The sequence below is a fragment of the Azospirillum isscasi genome (assembly GCF_030849505.1).
Lineage (GTDB): Bacteria > Pseudomonadota > Alphaproteobacteria > Azospirillales > Azospirillaceae > Azospirillum > Azospirillum isscasi.
This window is the reverse complement of the sequence record NZ_JAUJFI010000070.1, coordinates 1-14,612: the sequence shown is the minus strand read 5'-3', so window position 1 is coordinate 14,612 and position 14,612 is coordinate 1. Positions and strand designations below refer to the sequence as shown.

Sequence of the window (14,612 nt, the reverse complement as noted above, 5' to 3'; positions counted from 1 at the left end):
TCCGGCGTCGGGCATCAACAGGGGGGAGCCGCGAAGATCGCGGCGCCGCTCAGCTCTCCAAGGACAGCCGGCGGTCGATGTCCCTGGCAAGCCGGTCCATCGGGCTCGCCGGCTCGATGGCGTCGAACCATTTGTTGTGCCAGTGGAAGCAGAAGGCGCCGGGAAAGAAGGTGTCGAGGTCGTATTCGACCGGTGACGCCTTCATGAAGCCGTTGAAGTGAAGCACCGGATTGTCGATCCAACCCGCATCGAACCAGGGGCACGGCAGCACGAGGATGTCCATCGGCGTGTCGTAAACAAGGCCGGCCTGCTGGAAACCCCAGCCGCAGCCCCGTTTCTGAATGAATTCGATGTTCCGCTTCATCGTCTCCGAGAGCGGCGTGGGAGAGACATAGATCGCGCCGTTGGGATAGTTCTGCTGCTCCCACCGGTAGGCGAGGATCTTGCCGGGAAACTGGTTGAGGAGCGGGATGACGCTCCTCAGGAACAGGCAATCGAGATCGAACCACACCCCGCCATACTTGTAGAGAAGGATGTATCTCACGATGTCGGAATAAAAGGACGCATCGATCGATCGTCCGAATTCATGACCGTCGAGAAAGGTGCCGCGGCATTCGTCGCGTTCGGAAAAGGCGCGCACCTCGGCGTACTGCCGGATCTCGTCCAGATAGGCGTTGTCGTCGCAATTCTGTGTCCAGATCACGATCTTGTTTTTGCCGCCGCGCACATTGAACAGATAGCAGCTTTTCACGGAAATGAGATGCTTCTCATTCAGCGTGCCGTTCCAATAGCCGTGAAAGATGATCGGCTCTGCCGGAGGCGTCTCGTCCTTGATGAGCTTGGCGACTTCGAGCGCCAGCAGTTCATGGGAAAAGTCGTCCGGCGAGAACCGCAACACTTCCATGGAGGAAACCTTCACGACGCCGTTGGGGAACTCCCCGATCGGATGCCGTTATGCAACAGGCCCGGCGCTCCAGGCAACCCCGTCCCCTGCCCCCGGCAGCGGGGCGGCGCTGCCGGGGGCGGGAGGAAGGCCGGGATCAGGGGGCGAGGAAGACGGTCTCATGCTGGACGGCCAGCCCGTCCGGCTGGCGGGTGACGACGAAGGCCGTGGGGGTCGAGGGTTGGCGCAGCGCCTCCTTGGGCACGCGGACCAGCACGCGGTGGGTCGCCACGCTGTCGGGATCGGCCTGGACCGCGACGGAGCCGTCCGACCCTTCACCCTCGCCGCCGGCCACCGACAGGACGGCGCCGGGCAGGCCGGTCACGGACAGGCGGTAGGTCTGGGCCGCCCGCGTCATGTTCAGCACCTTGACCGTGTAGGCGTTCTGGATGTCGCCGTTGGACAGGGTGACGAACAGCGGCGCGCGGTCGCGCAGGATGTTCACGTCCGCCGTCGGCTTCAGCACCAGACCGGCGGTCATCATCCCGCCGACGACGATCAGCAGCAGCGTGTAGATGATGGTGCGCGGGCGGACCAGCTTGAACACCGGCTTCGCGCCCGCAGCCCGCGCGATCTGCGCGTTCAGGGAGTCGAAGCGGACCAGATCGCCGGGCCGCCCGATTTTCCTCATCACGTCGTTGCAGGCGTCCACGCACAGGCCGCAGCCGATGCAGGCGAGCTGCGGGCCGTTGCGGATGTCCACCCCGGTCGGGCAGACATGGACGCAGGACCCGCAGTCGATGCAGTCGCCCAGCCCGTCCGCCTGGCGCTCCTCCCAGCTTTGCGAGCGCTTGAGGTGGCCGCGGCCCTCGCCGCGCCAGTCCTCATAGGTGACGGTCAGGCTTTCCTCGTCCTGCATCGCCGCCTGGAAGCGCGGCCAGGGGCACATGTAGATGCACACCTGCTCGCGCGCATGGCCGGCCAGCAGATAGGTGGTGGCGGTGAACAGCCCGATGAACAGCAGCACGCTTGAGGACGCCTCGAACCGCAGCATCTCCAGCGCCAGGGTCGGGGCGTCGTTGAAGTAGAACACCCAGGCGCCGCCGGTCGCGAGCGCGATCAGCAGCCACGCGGCGTGCTTGGCCGCCTTCTTCCACAGCTTGGCGAGCGACCAGGGGGCGTGGTCCAGGCGGATGCGGTCGCCGCGGTCGCCTTCGATCCGGCGCTCCACCCACAGGAACAGGTCGCTCCACACCGTTTGCGGGCAGGCGTAGCCGCACCAGACGCGGCCCGCGAGCGCGGTCGCCAGAAACAGGCCGATGGCCCCCAGGATCAGCGCGCCGGTCAGGTAATAGACCTGCTGCGGCCACAGCTCGATGAAGAAGAAATACAGGCGGCGGCCCGGCAGATCGACCAGCACCGCCTGATCCGGCGCGTTGGGGCCGCGGTCCCAGCGAATCCAGGGCGCGGCGTAGTAGAGGCCGAGAAGAAGGATCAGCGTCAGCCATTTCAGCCGGCGGAAGGTGCCGGCAACCGACTTCGGGTAGACCTTGTTGTATTTGGCGTAGAGGCTGCTCTTGCGCGCGGGGGCCACCGGTTGGGGGGCGGTTTGCGGTTCGGTCGTGGAAACGCTCATCATGCTCGTCCGTCGTTCGGTCCGCGGACAAATGGGCAGGGGCAGGACAGGGCGCGGGCCGTCCCCGCAGGGTAGGAAGACGGCACGGCGCTGCCTTTGCGAATCCGCAAACCGGCGCCGGGTCCCGGCGGATTTTTACGGGGACCGGCACTCTTTCAGGGCCGCCGCCCGCTGACGGGCCGGCCAAGCGGCTTGCCAGAAACTTTGATATACTAGTATAACGCCGGCCATCGCCGCATGGCGGAAGGACCGCGCGCCGCCGTGGCGGGCACCGCCGCCACGTGATAGATCCGGGCATACGCCGCACCGCAACCGGCGCAACCGGGACCGCGCCGCCCGCGACCATGCCGAAGCCGTTCTCCCATAAGGGGAAAAGGGCTTTAGCAGGTGCAGCGAACTGCTTTACAGTTGCCAGCCTACCCTTCTTCGACGGTTTCACCTTCGCACAGCCGGAGCGACCCACGATGACCACCGACGCCGCCCTCCGCCCCACCGCTCCGGTCACCGAAGCCGACACCCCCCATACCGACACCGCTACCGACGACAAGGATTTCCCCCTGCGGGAGGACATCCGCCTGCTGGGCCGCCTGCTGGGCGACACCGTGCGCGAGCAGGAGGGCGACGGGGTCTACGGCGTGATCGAGAGCGTGCGCCAGGCGTCGGTCCGCTTCAACCGCGACGATGACGCCTCCGCCCGGCGCGAAATGGCCGAGATCCTGAACGGCCTGCCGCGCGACACGATGATGTCGGTGGTGCGCGCCTTCTCCTACTTCCTGCACCTCGCCAACATCGCCGAGGACCAGCACCACATCCGCCGCACCCGCGACCACGCCATCGCCGGCTCGCCGCCGCGGGAGGGCACCCTGCCCTACGCGCTGGACCGGCTGGAGGCCGCCGGGGTCGCGGCCGACCGGCTGGCCGGCGTGCTGGACATCGCGCAGGTCAGCCCGGTGCTGACCGCCCACCCGACCGAGGTCCAGCGCAAGAGCATCCTGGCGCTGGAGCACAAGGTGGCCGCCCTGCTGGACACCCGCGACCGCTCCCGCCTGACGCCGGAGGAGGCGGAGGCCAACATGGACGCGCTCCAGGAGGCCATCCTGACCCTGTGGCGCACCCGCATGCTGCGCCCGCAGCGCCTCGCCGTGATCGACGAGGTGAAGAACGGCATCTCCTACTACACCGACACCTTCTTCGCGGAGCTGCCGAAGCTGTCCTGCCGCTTCGAGGATCTGCTGGCCAAGCGCTTCCCGGACCGCGACTGGTCGCTGCCGGCCTTCTTCCGCATCGGTTCCTGGATCGGCGGCGACCGCGACGGCAACCCCTTCGTCACGGCGCCGATCCTGCGCGAGGCGATGCGCCTGCAATCGGCCGCGGCCCTCGACCACTATCTGACCGAGATCCACGAGCTGGGCGGGGAGCTGCCGCTGTCCGAGCTGCTGCTCGGCACCTCGCCGGAGCTGGAGGAGCTGGCCAAGCGCTCGCCCGACCATTCGCCGCACCGCGCGGACGAGCCGTTCCGCCGCGCCCTGACCGGCATCTACGCCCGTCTGGCGGCGACGTCGCGCACGCTCGACCAGCATGAGGCGCTGCGCAACGCGGTCGGCAAGAGCGACCCCTACGCCACCAGCGCCGAGTTGCTGGCCGACCTGGAGATCCTGGCCGCCTCGCTGAAGGCCCACGGGGCGGGGCGTCTGGCCGCCGGGCGCCTGCGCCGTCTGATCATCGCGGTGAAGACCTTCGGCTTCCATCTGGCGCCCATCGACCTGCGCCAGAATTCCGACGTGCACCAGCGCACGGTGGCGGAGCTGCTGGCCGTCGCCGGGCGCTGCGCCGACTACGCCGCCCTGCCGGAGGACGAGCGCATCGCCCTGCTGGCCGAGGAGATCCAGAGCCCCCGCCCGCTCTACTCGCCCTACCACGCCTATTCCGAGGAGACGGCGGGCGAGCTGGCGATCTTCTTCACCACCCGCCAGCTTCGCGAGACCTACGGCGCCGCCGCGTTGCCGAACAGCATCATCTCCAAGACGGACGGCGCCTCCGACCTGCTGGAGGTGGCGCTTCTGCTGAAGGAGGCGGGCTTGCTGCGCCCGGCGGCGGGGGCGGCGGACCGCGCTCCGGCGCTCGGCCTGAACATCGTGCCGCTGTTCGAGACCATCGAGGATCTGCGGCAGGCCCCGGCCACGATGGAGCGGCTGTTCACCCTGCCCGCCTACCGCGCCCTGGTCACCTCGCGCGGGGACGAGCAGGAGGTGATGCTCGGCTATTCCGACAGCAACAAGGACGGCGGCTTCCTCACCTCCGGCTGGGAGCTGTACAAGGCGGAGATCGAGCTGGCGAAGCTGTTCGACCGGCACGGCGTGCGGATGCGGCTGTTCCATGGCCGCGGCGGCTCGGTCGGGCGCGGCGGCGGCCCCAGCTATCAGGCGATCCTGGCGCAGCCGCATGGCGCCGTGTCCGGCCAGATCCGCATCACCGAACAGGGCGAGGTCATCGCGTCGAAGTACGGGCGCCCGGAGGTCGGGCAGCGCAACCTGGAGGTCCTGACCGCCGCGACGCTGGAGGCCACCCTGCTCGACCTGGAGAACCACGTCGAGCCGGCGGAGTCCTTCTACGCGGCGATGGAGCGGCTGTCGGAGCTGGCCTTCGGCGCCTACCGCGGGCTGGTCTACGAGACGCCGGGCTTCACCCAGTATTTCCGCACGGCGACGCCGATTTCGGAAATCGCCACGCTGAACATCGGCAGCCGCCCGGCCTCGCGCACCAAGTCGGACCGCATCGAGGATCTGCGCGCCATTCCCTGGGTCTTCTCCTGGGCGCAGTGCCGCCTGATGCTGCCGGGCTGGTACGGCTTCGGCAGCGCCGTGGAGGCGTGGTTGCAGGAGGAGCCGGAGGGGATGGCCCTGCTCCAGCGCATGAACCGCGCCTGGCCCTTCTTCAAGTCGCTGCTGTCCAACATGGACATGGTGCTGGCCAAGAGCGACCTCGCCATCGCCTCGCGCTATGCGGAGCTGGTCGAGGACGCCGAGTTGCGGGAGCGCATTTTCGGACGCATTTGCGAGGAATGGCAGCGCACCCGCCGCCAGCTTCTGGCGATCACCGGTCATGACGACCTGCTGGGCGAGAATCCGCTGTTGGCCCGGTCCATCCGCAACCGCTTCCCCTACATGGACCCGCTGAACCACGTCCAGGTCGAGCTTCTGCGGCGCCACCGCGCCGGAAGCAGCGACGAGCGGGTGCGGCGCGGCATCCTGATGTCGATCAACGGCGTCGCCGCCGGCCTGCGCAACAGCGGCTGATCCCGGCGCGCCCTCCTCCGTTCCGCCCGCCGGCGGGATGGGGGAGAGCCGGGCCAGGAACGGTCGAACGCCACAGCCGAAATCGTCCGGCCCCGTCAACTTCACGCTTGCCACCATAGTGATATACTAGTATGCTCTTCCTGTGTTCAAGCGTTGTGCGTGCCGCTCTTGCGGCGGTCGGCACGATGTCCTGGACGTTTCCTCCCTAGACTCGCAGGCCATCGGGGACCGCCCCGGTGGCCTTTTTTCTATCCGGCTTTCCGTTCGGGCAGGCGGGCGCCGCCGCGCGCGTAGATCTGGATGGGCTGGCAGAACTCGTCCATGGTCACCACCACCGCCCCCGGCTGGCTGTTCAGCGCGACCCAGGCGTCGTAGCGCACGACATATTCGAACCCGTAGGTGAGGCCATAGACCAGCCCGCGCACGTCGGACAGCGGGATGCCCGCGCCGGCCAGGGCCGCGGCCACCGTCCCGTTGCAGCCGGCCGGGCTCAGGCGGTTCAGGGCGGCCACCGCGCCGGGCTCGGCCGTGGCCAGCCGCACCGGCTGGAAACCGGTGCAGCCCCCCGCCAGCAGGGCGAGCGCGAGCGTTGCACACGGCCGCTTGATCGGGCGACGACGGACATCCATGGTTCGGCCTCCCCACGCAGTTCCACACAACATAGGCTGCGCCGGAAGCGTCACCAGAGCGTCCGGGCTTGCGGGGGGCATATTGACAATCCATACAATGCCGGGCCTTATGATGGGAGGGGAGAGCGACCCCGACTCCCCCGCAAGGACCGCCATGCCGCCCCTTTCCTCGCCCGCCGCTCATCATACTGACTGGGTGCCCTCCCTGGAGGACCGCAGCCGGCCCGTCTATCTCGCCATCGCGGACGCCATCGCGGCGGACATCGGGGCGGGGCGGCTGCGGCCCGGCGACCGGCTGCCGCCGCAGCGGATTCTGGCGGACCGGCTGGGCATCGACTTCACCACCGTCAGCCGCGCCTATGGCGAGGCGCGCCACCGCGGGCTGGTGGACGCGCGGGTCGGCCAGGGCACCTTCGTCCGCAAGGGCGGCCCCGCCGTCCAGCCCGCTCCCGCGGAACCGCAGGCGGCGGCAGCGCCTCCCCTCGCCGTCAGCATGGCGATGAACCAGCCGCCGCAACCGGAGGAGTCCGCCGCCCTGACCGCCCGCATGAGCCGCGGAATCGCCGCCGCCACGGCGGGGCTGGGCCTGCCGGACCTGCTGCGCTATCCGGACGGGGCGGACAGCCCGGACGACCGGGAGGCGGCGGTCCACTGGCTGCGCCACCGCCTGCCCGGCCTCGCGTCGGACCATGTGCTGGTGGCGCCCGGCACCCAGGCGGCGCTGCTCGCCCTGCTCTCCGCCCTGACTCGCCCCGGCGACACGGTCTGTGCCGAGGCGCTGACCTACCCCGGCTTCCGTGCCGCGGCGGCGCAACTCGGGCTGCGGGTGGTCGGCGTGCCGATGGACGCGGACGGCATCGACCCCGACGCCCTGCGCGCCGTTCTGGGGGAGCATCGGCCCAAGGCGCTCTACTGCATCCCGACCTTCCACAACCCGACCACCGCGACCCTGCCGGAGGAGCGGCGGCGGGCGGTCGCCGCGGCGGTGCGCGAGCACAACGTCCCGATCATCGAGGACGACATCTACGGCCCGTTGCCCGAACGGGCGCCGCCACCGCTGGCCGCCTTTGCGCCGGACCTCACCTACCATGTCGCCGGCCTTGCCAAATGCGTGTCGCCGGCGCTGCGCATCGCCTATGTGGCGGCACCCGACGCCCGGCAGGCCCGCCGGGTGGCGGCGGCGCAGCGGGCGACCACGCTGATCGCCTCGCCCCTGTCCGCCGCCGTCGCCCGCCTGTGGATCGCCGACGGCACCGCGGAGGCGGTGCGCGACGCCATCCGGGCGGAGGCCATGGCCCGCCGCGCGCTCGCCGAATCGCTCCTGCCGGCGGACCGCGTGGTCACGAAGCGTGAAGCCTTCCATCTCTGGCTGACCCTGCCGGACGGCTGGACCGGCGGGGACTTCACCGCCCATCTGCGCAGCCGGGGCATTTCCGCGGTGGCCGCCGACGCCTTCGCCACCACGCCGGAGGTGCCCGCGGCCCTGCGTTTCTGCCTCGGTGCGCCGCTGGACCGCGCCGAGACCCGCCGCGCGCTGGAGGTTCTGGCCGACGCCCTGGTCCTGCCTCCCGCCGCGGGCGTCATCATCTGAGACTCATCGTGGTATGAAAATCGGCGGGGTATGAAAATCGGCGTGCCCGGACGGGTGGGGGCCCGGTGCGAGGGTTTGTTTCCTGGCTGCCCCATCACCCCCTGCTTCACATCGCCGCAGTGCAGGGATCGCCTCAGGAAACACCGCTGGTTTCCATACATGACCGACATTGAATGCATTCAATCGCGCTTGCGGGCGCGGTCAATGTAGGCATACACTCCGCGCCATGCCGCAGGCCGCCGCTCTGGCGGCCCGGATGTTTGCGCAGAGGCACGCCATGCAGAATCTTGCCCGCTCGTCCACCCTTCCCCCTCCGCCCTCCGCCCCGGCCCCGTTCTACGCACCGCACCGGAAGATCTACCCGAAGGCCGCCCGTGGCCGGTTCCGGCGCATCAAGTCGGCGCTGATGCTGGGATTGCTGGCGCTTTTCGCGCTGCTGCCCTGGCTGCGCTGGGACCGCGGCGCCGGCCTGCCCGACCAGGCGATCCTGTTCGACCTGGAAAGCCAGCGCTTCTACCTGTTCGCCCTGGAGCTCTGGCCGCAGCACATCTACTACCTGACGGGGGCGATGATCCTGGCGGCGGTCGGGCTGTTTCTGGCGACCGCGCTCGCGGGGCGGGTCTGGTGCGGCTACACCTGCCCGCAGACGGTGTGGACCGACCTTTACGTGAAGGTGGAGGAGTGGATCGAGGGCGACCGCGGCGCCCGCATCCGGCTGGACAACGGCCCGCGCAACGCCGGCTGGCTGGCGAAGAAGGCGGCCAAGCACGCGGTCTGGCTGCTGATCGCGCTGGCCACCGGGGCCTCGGCCATCCTCTATTTCGTGGACGCGCCGGGTTACGCCGCGGATCTGCTGCGGTTCCAGCCGGGGCCGGTGGCGACCGGCTGGATTCTGTTCATGACCGCCTGCACCTACGCCATGGCCGGCTTCATGCGGGAGCAGATGTGCGTCTATGTCTGCCCCTGGCCGCGCATCCAGGCGGCCCTGCTGGACGAGGAGAGCCTCACCGTCACCTATCAGGACTGGCGCGGCGACGGACGGGCGCCGCTGCGCAAGGACCAGAGCTGGACGGAACGGTCCGCCGCGGGGCTTGGCGACTGCATTGACTGCACGGCCTGCGTCCAGGTCTGCCCGACCGGGATCGACATCCGCGACGGCCTCCAGATGGACTGCATCAGCTGCGGCCTGTGCATCGACGCCTGCGACGACGTGATGGCCCGCATCGGGCGCCCCGGCGGGCTGATCCGCTACGACACGGAATCCGCCCAGGCCGCCAAGGCCGTGGCCCGCAAGCCGGAGCCCTACCGGCTGGTCCGCCCGCGCACCATCGTCTATTCGCTGGTGATGCTGGTGGTCGGCGGGATGATGGCGCTCGGCGTGCTGCTGGAGCCGACCGTGGACGTGTCCGTCCTGCGCGACCGCGCGCCGCTCTACGTCACCCTGTCCGACGGCGCGGTGCAGAACAGCTACACGGTCAAGATCTCCAACATGACCCGCGCGCCGCAGGACTACCGCCTGACCGTCGCCGGCCCCAAGGGCGCCGCGGTGGCGGTGGCCGGCGGAGCGGCCCTGCTGAACGCGGAGCCCGACACCGTGCAGACCCACCGCGTCCATGTGCGTGCCCCGGCGGGTGCGGCGGCGGCGGGCTCCACGCCGCTGACCCTTACCCTGACCCGCCTGTCGGACGGCGCGGTCCATCAGGCCGAAACGGTGTTCCTCGCCCCCTGACCGGCGTCACAGCGGGCCGTCGCGATCCCGGTCGCGGCGGTCCCGCGGGGCGGTGTGGCCGATGATGGCGCTGAAGCCGAACAGCAGAAGCAGGACCCCCATCACGATCTCGATCCCGCAGATCAGCCGCACCGCGCCGGTCACCGGGTGGATGTCGCCGTAGCCGACCGTCGCGAAGGTCACCAGCGAGAAATACAGCCCCTCCGGAAAGGTCAGGTCGCGGCGCACGCCGTCGATGATGAAGTTCGGCTCCACCATGAAGCGGTCGAGGATGGTGTAGAAGGCGCCGAACATGATGATGCACAGCGAATAGAAGGTCAGGAAGGCGAAGGCCGGCAGCACCAGCCGGGCCGCCTGCTGGAAGAAGCCCTCGAACAGCAGCCCGGCGTCGAGCAGGAAGACGGCGATGTCCCGCGCGACGAAGGCCACGACGACTCCGATGGCCGTCATCGACAGCAGGAAGACGGCGGTCAGCATCTCCGGCGACACGTCACGTCCCGGCAGCAGGAAGGTCAGCGCGCCGATGCCCCAGACCGGCGCCATCCACAGGAAAATGCGGTCGAAATGGCCGCCGTCGCGCAGGCGCCGCGACATCACGATGCTGCGGATCGTGTCGGCCCGCCACCAGGCGCCGCCCAGGAAGGCGATCAGCGGGATCGCGAAGGCGGCGGCCTGGATGTGCGACGGGATGGTGTGGAAGTTGCTTTCCAGGAAGAAGACGAAGACGCAGGCGTACACGCCGATGAAGTTCGCCAGGGCGAGGCTGAAGAACTGGCTTCCCGGGAACAGATAGTGGAAGGCCCCGACGACGAGGCCGACCGACCCCAGCAGCGCGAAGGCCAGATCGCCCGACACCGACCGGATGGACAGGGCGATCATGCCCTGCATCAGCGCGGTCAGCACCGCGCCGGTCAGCCAGGAGCGGCGGGCGCGCGGGCGGGACGTATGGGCGGGGCCGGCGGCCTTGCTGGTGCGGCGGTCGGAAAGGGTCTGGTCCATGCGCGAAGCGGTTGTCGGTGGTGCCCACCTTATAGCGCCACCGCCGGTCCTTTTGGCAGGACTTTCAACCGCCTTCCCCGAACGGACCCGACAGTCACCGCTTCGCCTGCGGCCGCCTCACCAGCCGCCGGTCGCCAGCCAGCGGTCCACCATGTCCAGCCGGTCCCAGCCCCAGAAGGGTTCGTCGTCCACGATGACGAAGGGGGACCCGAAGACCCCGCGGTCCACCGCGGCGTCGTTCTCGGTGCGCAGGCGGTCCTTGACGGTCTGGTCCTGAAGGGCCGCCGCCACCGCCGCCCGGTCGTGGCCCAGCGTGCCGGCGATCTCCACCACCGTTTCCGCGGGGCCGATGTCGCGCCCCTCCCCCCAATGGGCGTGGTAGAGGGTGCGGGCCAGCAGCTTCGCCTGCTCGGGATGCTCGTCGGTCAGCCAGTAGAAGGCGCGCGAGGCGGCGACGCTGTTGGCCGGTGCGGAGTCGGGATAGGTGAAGGGCGCCTTGGTCAGCCGGGCGATCCGGCCCACGTCATGGACCAGATACTCGCCGCGCAACGGCTGCTGGAGATTCGGCTTCATCCCCGTCACCTTGAAGATGGCGCCGAGCAGGATCGGGCGCCACGTGACGGTGCGGCCATGCGCCGCCGCCAGCTCCTCGATGCGGCGGCTGGCGAAATAGCCGTAGGGCGAGGCGAAGTCGAAATAGAAATCGATGGGTTCGGCCATCCGCGCGTCCTCCCGGTTCTGCTTTTCGGGAAAGGCTAACCCGCGCCGAAGGTTCCGTCCAGCCGCAGCCGGCACTCCTCGCGACGGCGATGAACCACTGGGACACGGAGATGCGGAGAGCGTTCCATCGCCATCCCTCTGTGTCTTTGTGTCTCCGTGGTGAAAAAACGCCGTGCGCCCGCCGGAACGGGACGGGGGTTCAGACCGTCTTCACCTTGGCGTCGAAGACGTAACCGGCGCCGCGTTCGGTCTTGATGATCCGCGGTTCCTTCGGATTCGTCTCGATCTTGCGGCGCAGGCGCAGGATCAGCACGTCGATGGAGCGGTCGAACACCTCGGCCCCGTCGGCGCGGGTCAGGTCCAGAAGCTGATCGCGGGTCAGCACACGCTGCGGGCGCTTCACGAAAGCGGCCAGCAGGCCGAACTCCGCCTTGGTCAGCTCCACCTCGCGTCCGTCCTGGTTGCGCAGGCGCTGGGCGGTCAGGTCCAGCTCCCAGTTTGCGAACTGCACGACGGCGCGCAGGTCGTCGGGGCTGCGCGGGGGGCGCCCCTCACCGGAGACGCGGCGCAGCACGGCCTTGATGCGGGCCAGAAGCTCCCGCGGGTTGAACGGCTTGGTCAGATAGTCGTCGGCGCCCAGTTCCAGCCCGACGATGCGGTCCACATCCTGGTCCTTCGACGACAGGATGATGACGGGGATATGCGACTCGGTGCGGATCTGGCGGACCAGCCCCAGCCCGTCGCCGTCCGGAAGCCGCAGGTCACAGACCACCAGATCGATGGGATCGCTTTCCAACGCCTTCTTCGCCGCGGCCGTGTCCGGTGCGGTGGTCACACGATAGCCTTCCGAAGCCAGATAGGACTCCAGAAGTTCGCGCACCGGCTCGTCATCATCGACCGCGAGAATGTGCATGACCCTTACCTCCCGTCCCCTTCATAGCTCACACCCGTGGGTACACGCAATCGGTTACAAGCCCGTAACAGGCACTCGCCCCGCGACTGATGGGTGAATCGGTTGAAACATCCCGCTGCGCGATCGAAACGAAAATGCCTGCTTCCTGAAATCACGCCGTCATCGGCGGTTGGTTTATTTCCCTGAGCCGCGAGGCGAGTGGCAAAAGCCCGCACCGAAGGGGAACGACGATGTCCGTGCTCGACCAGTGCCTGGAACGGATGGCCCATCTCGACCGTGCCGACCGTCTGCTGAACGAGGTGCGCGTCTACAACAGCCGCCTGCCGATCCGCGAGGCGCTGGCCCAGCACCGCGCGCTTCTGACAGAAGCCCGCCGCCACATCGAATCGGCGCGCACCGTGGTCGGCGAGGTATGAACCGCCTCGCTCCCAACGCCGCGCAAAGGCCGGGGCGGCGGTGGGAGAACCGCAGCCGGTGGCCGGTCATGATGAAACGCTGGCTGTGCGAGGGGCGGCTCTGCGAGGGGCGGCGGCAACAGGCCGGCCCGGCGCACGGGCCGTTCAGCAGCGGGCGGTGACCTCGATTTCGATCTTCATGCGCGGGTCGGCCAGGGGGCAGACGACGGTCGTTCCGGTGGGCGGGCTGTCGCGGAACTGCTCCGCCAGGATCGGCTGGACCCGGGGAAAATCGGCGGCGTCCGCCAGATAGACCCGCATCCGCACCACGTCCGACAAATCGGCGTCCGATTTCCGCAGCGCCCTGCGGATGTTGCGCAGGGTCTGGCGGACCTGCTCCTCCACGTCGCCGGCCATGGTCCGGCGTTCCGCGTCGAAGCCGGAGGTGCCGGGAACGAACACCCACCGCCGCTCCGGCCCGCCCGGAACACCACCCGGGACACCCCCCACGAGGGCACGCGCGCAGCCGCCCCGCCAGCCATCGATCCGGCTGCCGGCCGCAAGTCCGGCTCCGCTCCCGCTGTGCTCCATGACGCTTCCACTCCCTATTGTTTGCCTGCTGCATTTTCAGCCCAACAGACTTGACATCTTTATGTCACAGGAGGCCCGGGCCGCGCAAACCGTGACATGCAGCGGTTCCGCGGCATGTCGGCGCGGTCCCGTCCTTCCCGCCTGCCCCAATCTTTCCCAAATGAAAGCGTAAGCCGGGCCAGTCAGTCGGGCCGGGAATGCCCAAGTCGTCCATGACAAGTCGTTCATAACGGGAGAAACCCGCATGTCCGGGATCACGAAAGCCGCCCTCTTCACCCTTGCCGTGCCGCTGCTGGCCGCGCCCGCCCTGGCGGCGGACCAGCCGCCGGGAGCGCTGGCGCTGAAGCGGGTGCTGCTGTCCACCGGCGGCGTCGGCTATTTCGAGCACGAGGCGCGCGTCACCGGCGACGCGGCACTGACTCTGGAGGTGCGCCGCGATCAGGTGGACGACGTGCTGAAAAGCATCGTGGTCTACGACGACCGGGGCGGCGTCGGCACGGTGGACCTGCCGGGGCAGGAACCGCTGGAGACGGCCTTCCGCGAGTTGCCCTTCACGCCGGACGACCTCGCCTCCCCCACCGCCCTGCTGAACGCCATGAAGGGGGCGGAGGTGCGGACCACCGGTTCGCGCGAGGTGTCGGGCCGGCTTCTGTCGGTGACTGAGGAATATGCCCAGCTTCCCAACGGCGGCGGCACCGTCACCCGCCACCGCGTCAGCCTGATGACGGCGGACGGCTTGCGCCAGCTCGTTCTGGAGGAGACCGACAGCCTGCGATTCGCCGACCCGCGGGTGCAGGCGCAGCTCGACTCCGCCCTGGCCGCCGTCGCCGAATCAGCGGGCCGGGAGCGGCGGCGCCTGACCATCCGCACCACCGCCCCGCAGGCGGACGCGGGGGCCGAGCGCACCATCCGCGTCGCCTATGTGGTCGCCGCCCCGCTGTGGAAGGCCACCTACCGCCTGACCCTCCCCGAATCGGCGAAGGGGACCGAGGAGGGCACGGGCGACCTTCAGGGCTGGGCCGTTCTGGAAAATCTCAGCGGCGACGATTGGAAGGGGGTGGAGCTGTCGGTGGCCTCCGGCAACCCGGTCACCTTCCGGCAGGCGCTCTACTCCGCCTATTTCGTGAACCGTCCGGAGGTGCCGGTGGAGGTGCTGGGCCGCGTCCTGCCCAAGCCCGACGAGGGCGCCGTCGCCACCGACCCGCTGGCGAAGGCGGCGGAGCCGGCCAC

The 14,612-nt window shown here is 69.2% G+C and carries 11 protein-coding genes and 1 pseudogene; 5 read left to right on the top strand and 7 right to left on the bottom strand.

Annotated elements, in window-relative coordinates; genetic code table 11:
- Positions 1-49: 49 nt before the first annotated feature.
- Together QSG27_RS15265 and ccoG (QSG27_RS15260) are read right to left on the bottom strand one after the other, a co-directional pair.
- Positions 50-904: a glycosyltransferase gene (locus tag QSG27_RS15265; protein ID WP_306707529.1), complete on the bottom strand. Its 855-nt coding sequence runs from the start codon at positions 902-904 to the stop codon at positions 50-52.
- 136 nt (positions 905-1,040) lie between these two features.
- Positions 1,041-2,519: a cytochrome c oxidase accessory protein CcoG gene (gene ccoG, locus QSG27_RS15260; protein ID WP_306707528.1), complete on the bottom strand. Its 1,479-nt coding sequence runs from the start codon at positions 2,517-2,519 to the stop codon at positions 1,041-1,043.
- A 464-nt stretch (positions 2,520-2,983) separates the two neighbouring features.
- Between ccoG (QSG27_RS15260) and ppc the strand changes: the two genes are divergently transcribed.
- Positions 2,984-5,815 carry a phosphoenolpyruvate carboxylase gene (gene ppc, locus QSG27_RS15255; RefSeq protein ID WP_306707527.1) on the top strand — a complete coding sequence of 944 codons (2,832 nt, stop codon included), beginning with the start codon at positions 2,984-2,986 and terminating at the stop codon, positions 5,813-5,815.
- A gap of 248 nt (positions 5,816-6,063) precedes the next feature.
- On the opposite strand, the gene QSG27_RS15250 is transcribed toward ppc, so the two are convergent.
- Positions 6,064-6,444, bottom strand: a complete 381-nt coding sequence (locus tag QSG27_RS15250) for a hypothetical protein (RefSeq protein ID WP_306707526.1) — start codon at positions 6,442-6,444, stop codon at positions 6,064-6,066.
- A gap of 154 nt (positions 6,445-6,598) precedes the next feature.
- Between QSG27_RS15250 and QSG27_RS15245 the strand changes: the two genes are divergently transcribed.
- Both QSG27_RS15245 and ccoG (QSG27_RS15240) read left to right on the top strand, forming a co-directional pair.
- Positions 6,599-8,035, top strand: coding sequence for an aminotransferase-like domain-containing protein (locus tag QSG27_RS15245; RefSeq protein WP_306707525.1), 1,437 nt, complete (start codon positions 6,599-6,601; stop codon positions 8,033-8,035).
- A gap of 277 nt (positions 8,036-8,312) precedes the next feature.
- The gene (gene ccoG / locus QSG27_RS15240) at positions 8,313-9,764 is read left to right on the top strand and encodes a cytochrome c oxidase accessory protein CcoG (protein WP_306707524.1); all 1,452 of its coding nucleotides are present in this window, start codon (positions 8,313-8,315) and stop codon (positions 9,762-9,764) included.
- Between the two features lie 6 nt (positions 9,765-9,770).
- Here ccoG (QSG27_RS15240) and QSG27_RS15235 read toward each other — a convergent pair whose 3' ends face one another.
- The 3 genes from QSG27_RS15235 to QSG27_RS15225 all read right to left on the bottom strand — a co-directional run bounded on the left by QSG27_RS15235 (position 9,771) and on the right by QSG27_RS15225 (position 12,396).
- Positions 9,771-10,763, bottom strand: a complete 993-nt coding sequence (locus QSG27_RS15235) for a potassium channel family protein (protein ID WP_306707523.1) — start codon at positions 10,761-10,763, stop codon at positions 9,771-9,773.
- A 117-nt stretch (positions 10,764-10,880) separates the two neighbouring features.
- Entirely contained in the window at positions 10,881-11,483 is a 603-nt protein-coding gene (locus QSG27_RS15230) for a 2-hydroxychromene-2-carboxylate isomerase (protein ID WP_306707522.1), read from the bottom strand.
- A gap of 199 nt (positions 11,484-11,682) precedes the next feature.
- Positions 11,683-12,396, bottom strand: a complete 714-nt coding sequence (locus QSG27_RS15225; protein ID WP_306707521.1) for a response regulator — start codon at positions 12,394-12,396, stop codon at positions 11,683-11,685.
- 230 nt (positions 12,397-12,626) lie between these two features.
- On the opposite strand from QSG27_RS15225, the gene QSG27_RS15220 reads away from it, so the two are divergent.
- Positions 12,627-12,812 (top strand): hypothetical protein, encoded by a 186-nt coding sequence (locus tag QSG27_RS15220; RefSeq protein ID WP_306707520.1) that lies wholly within the window; start codon positions 12,627-12,629, stop codon positions 12,810-12,812.
- A 144-nt stretch (positions 12,813-12,956) separates the two neighbouring features.
- On the opposite strand, the gene QSG27_RS15215 is transcribed toward QSG27_RS15220, so the two are convergent.
- The gene (locus QSG27_RS15215) at positions 12,957-13,253 is read right to left on the bottom strand and encodes a Rid family hydrolase (protein WP_306707519.1); all 297 of its coding nucleotides are present in this window, start codon (positions 13,251-13,253) and stop codon (positions 12,957-12,959) included.
- A gap of 373 nt (positions 13,254-13,626) precedes the next feature.
- Here QSG27_RS15215 and QSG27_RS15210 point away from each other — a divergent pair.
- Positions 13,627-14,612, top strand: a pseudogene (locus QSG27_RS15210) (hypothetical protein); the annotation flags it as partial.

Coding starts and splice junctions, on each gene's coding strand:
- QSG27_RS15265 (WP_306707529.1), bottom strand. CDS start 904: ATGGAAGTGTTGCGGTTCTCGCCGGACGACTTTTCCCATGAACTGCTG.
- ccoG (WP_306707528.1), bottom strand. CDS start 2,519: ATGAGCGTTTCCACGACCGAACCGCAAACCGCCCCCCAACCGGTGGCC.
- ppc (WP_306707527.1), top strand. CDS start 2,984: ATGACCACCGACGCCGCCCTCCGCCCCACCGCTCCGGTCACCGAAGCC.
- QSG27_RS15250 (WP_306707526.1), bottom strand. CDS start 6,444: ATGGATGTCCGTCGTCGCCCGATCAAGCGGCCGTGTGCAACGCTCGCG.
- QSG27_RS15245 (WP_306707525.1), top strand. CDS start 6,599: ATGCCGCCCCTTTCCTCGCCCGCCGCTCATCATACTGACTGGGTGCCC.
- ccoG (WP_306707524.1), top strand. CDS start 8,313: ATGCAGAATCTTGCCCGCTCGTCCACCCTTCCCCCTCCGCCCTCCGCC.
- QSG27_RS15235 (WP_306707523.1), bottom strand. CDS start 10,763: ATGGACCAGACCCTTTCCGACCGCCGCACCAGCAAGGCCGCCGGCCCC.
- QSG27_RS15230 (WP_306707522.1), bottom strand. CDS start 11,483: ATGGCCGAACCCATCGATTTCTATTTCGACTTCGCCTCGCCCTACGGC.
- QSG27_RS15225 (WP_306707521.1), bottom strand. CDS start 12,396: ATGCACATTCTCGCGGTCGATGATGACGAGCCGGTGCGCGAACTTCTG.
- QSG27_RS15220 (WP_306707520.1), top strand. CDS start 12,627: ATGTCCGTGCTCGACCAGTGCCTGGAACGGATGGCCCATCTCGACCGT.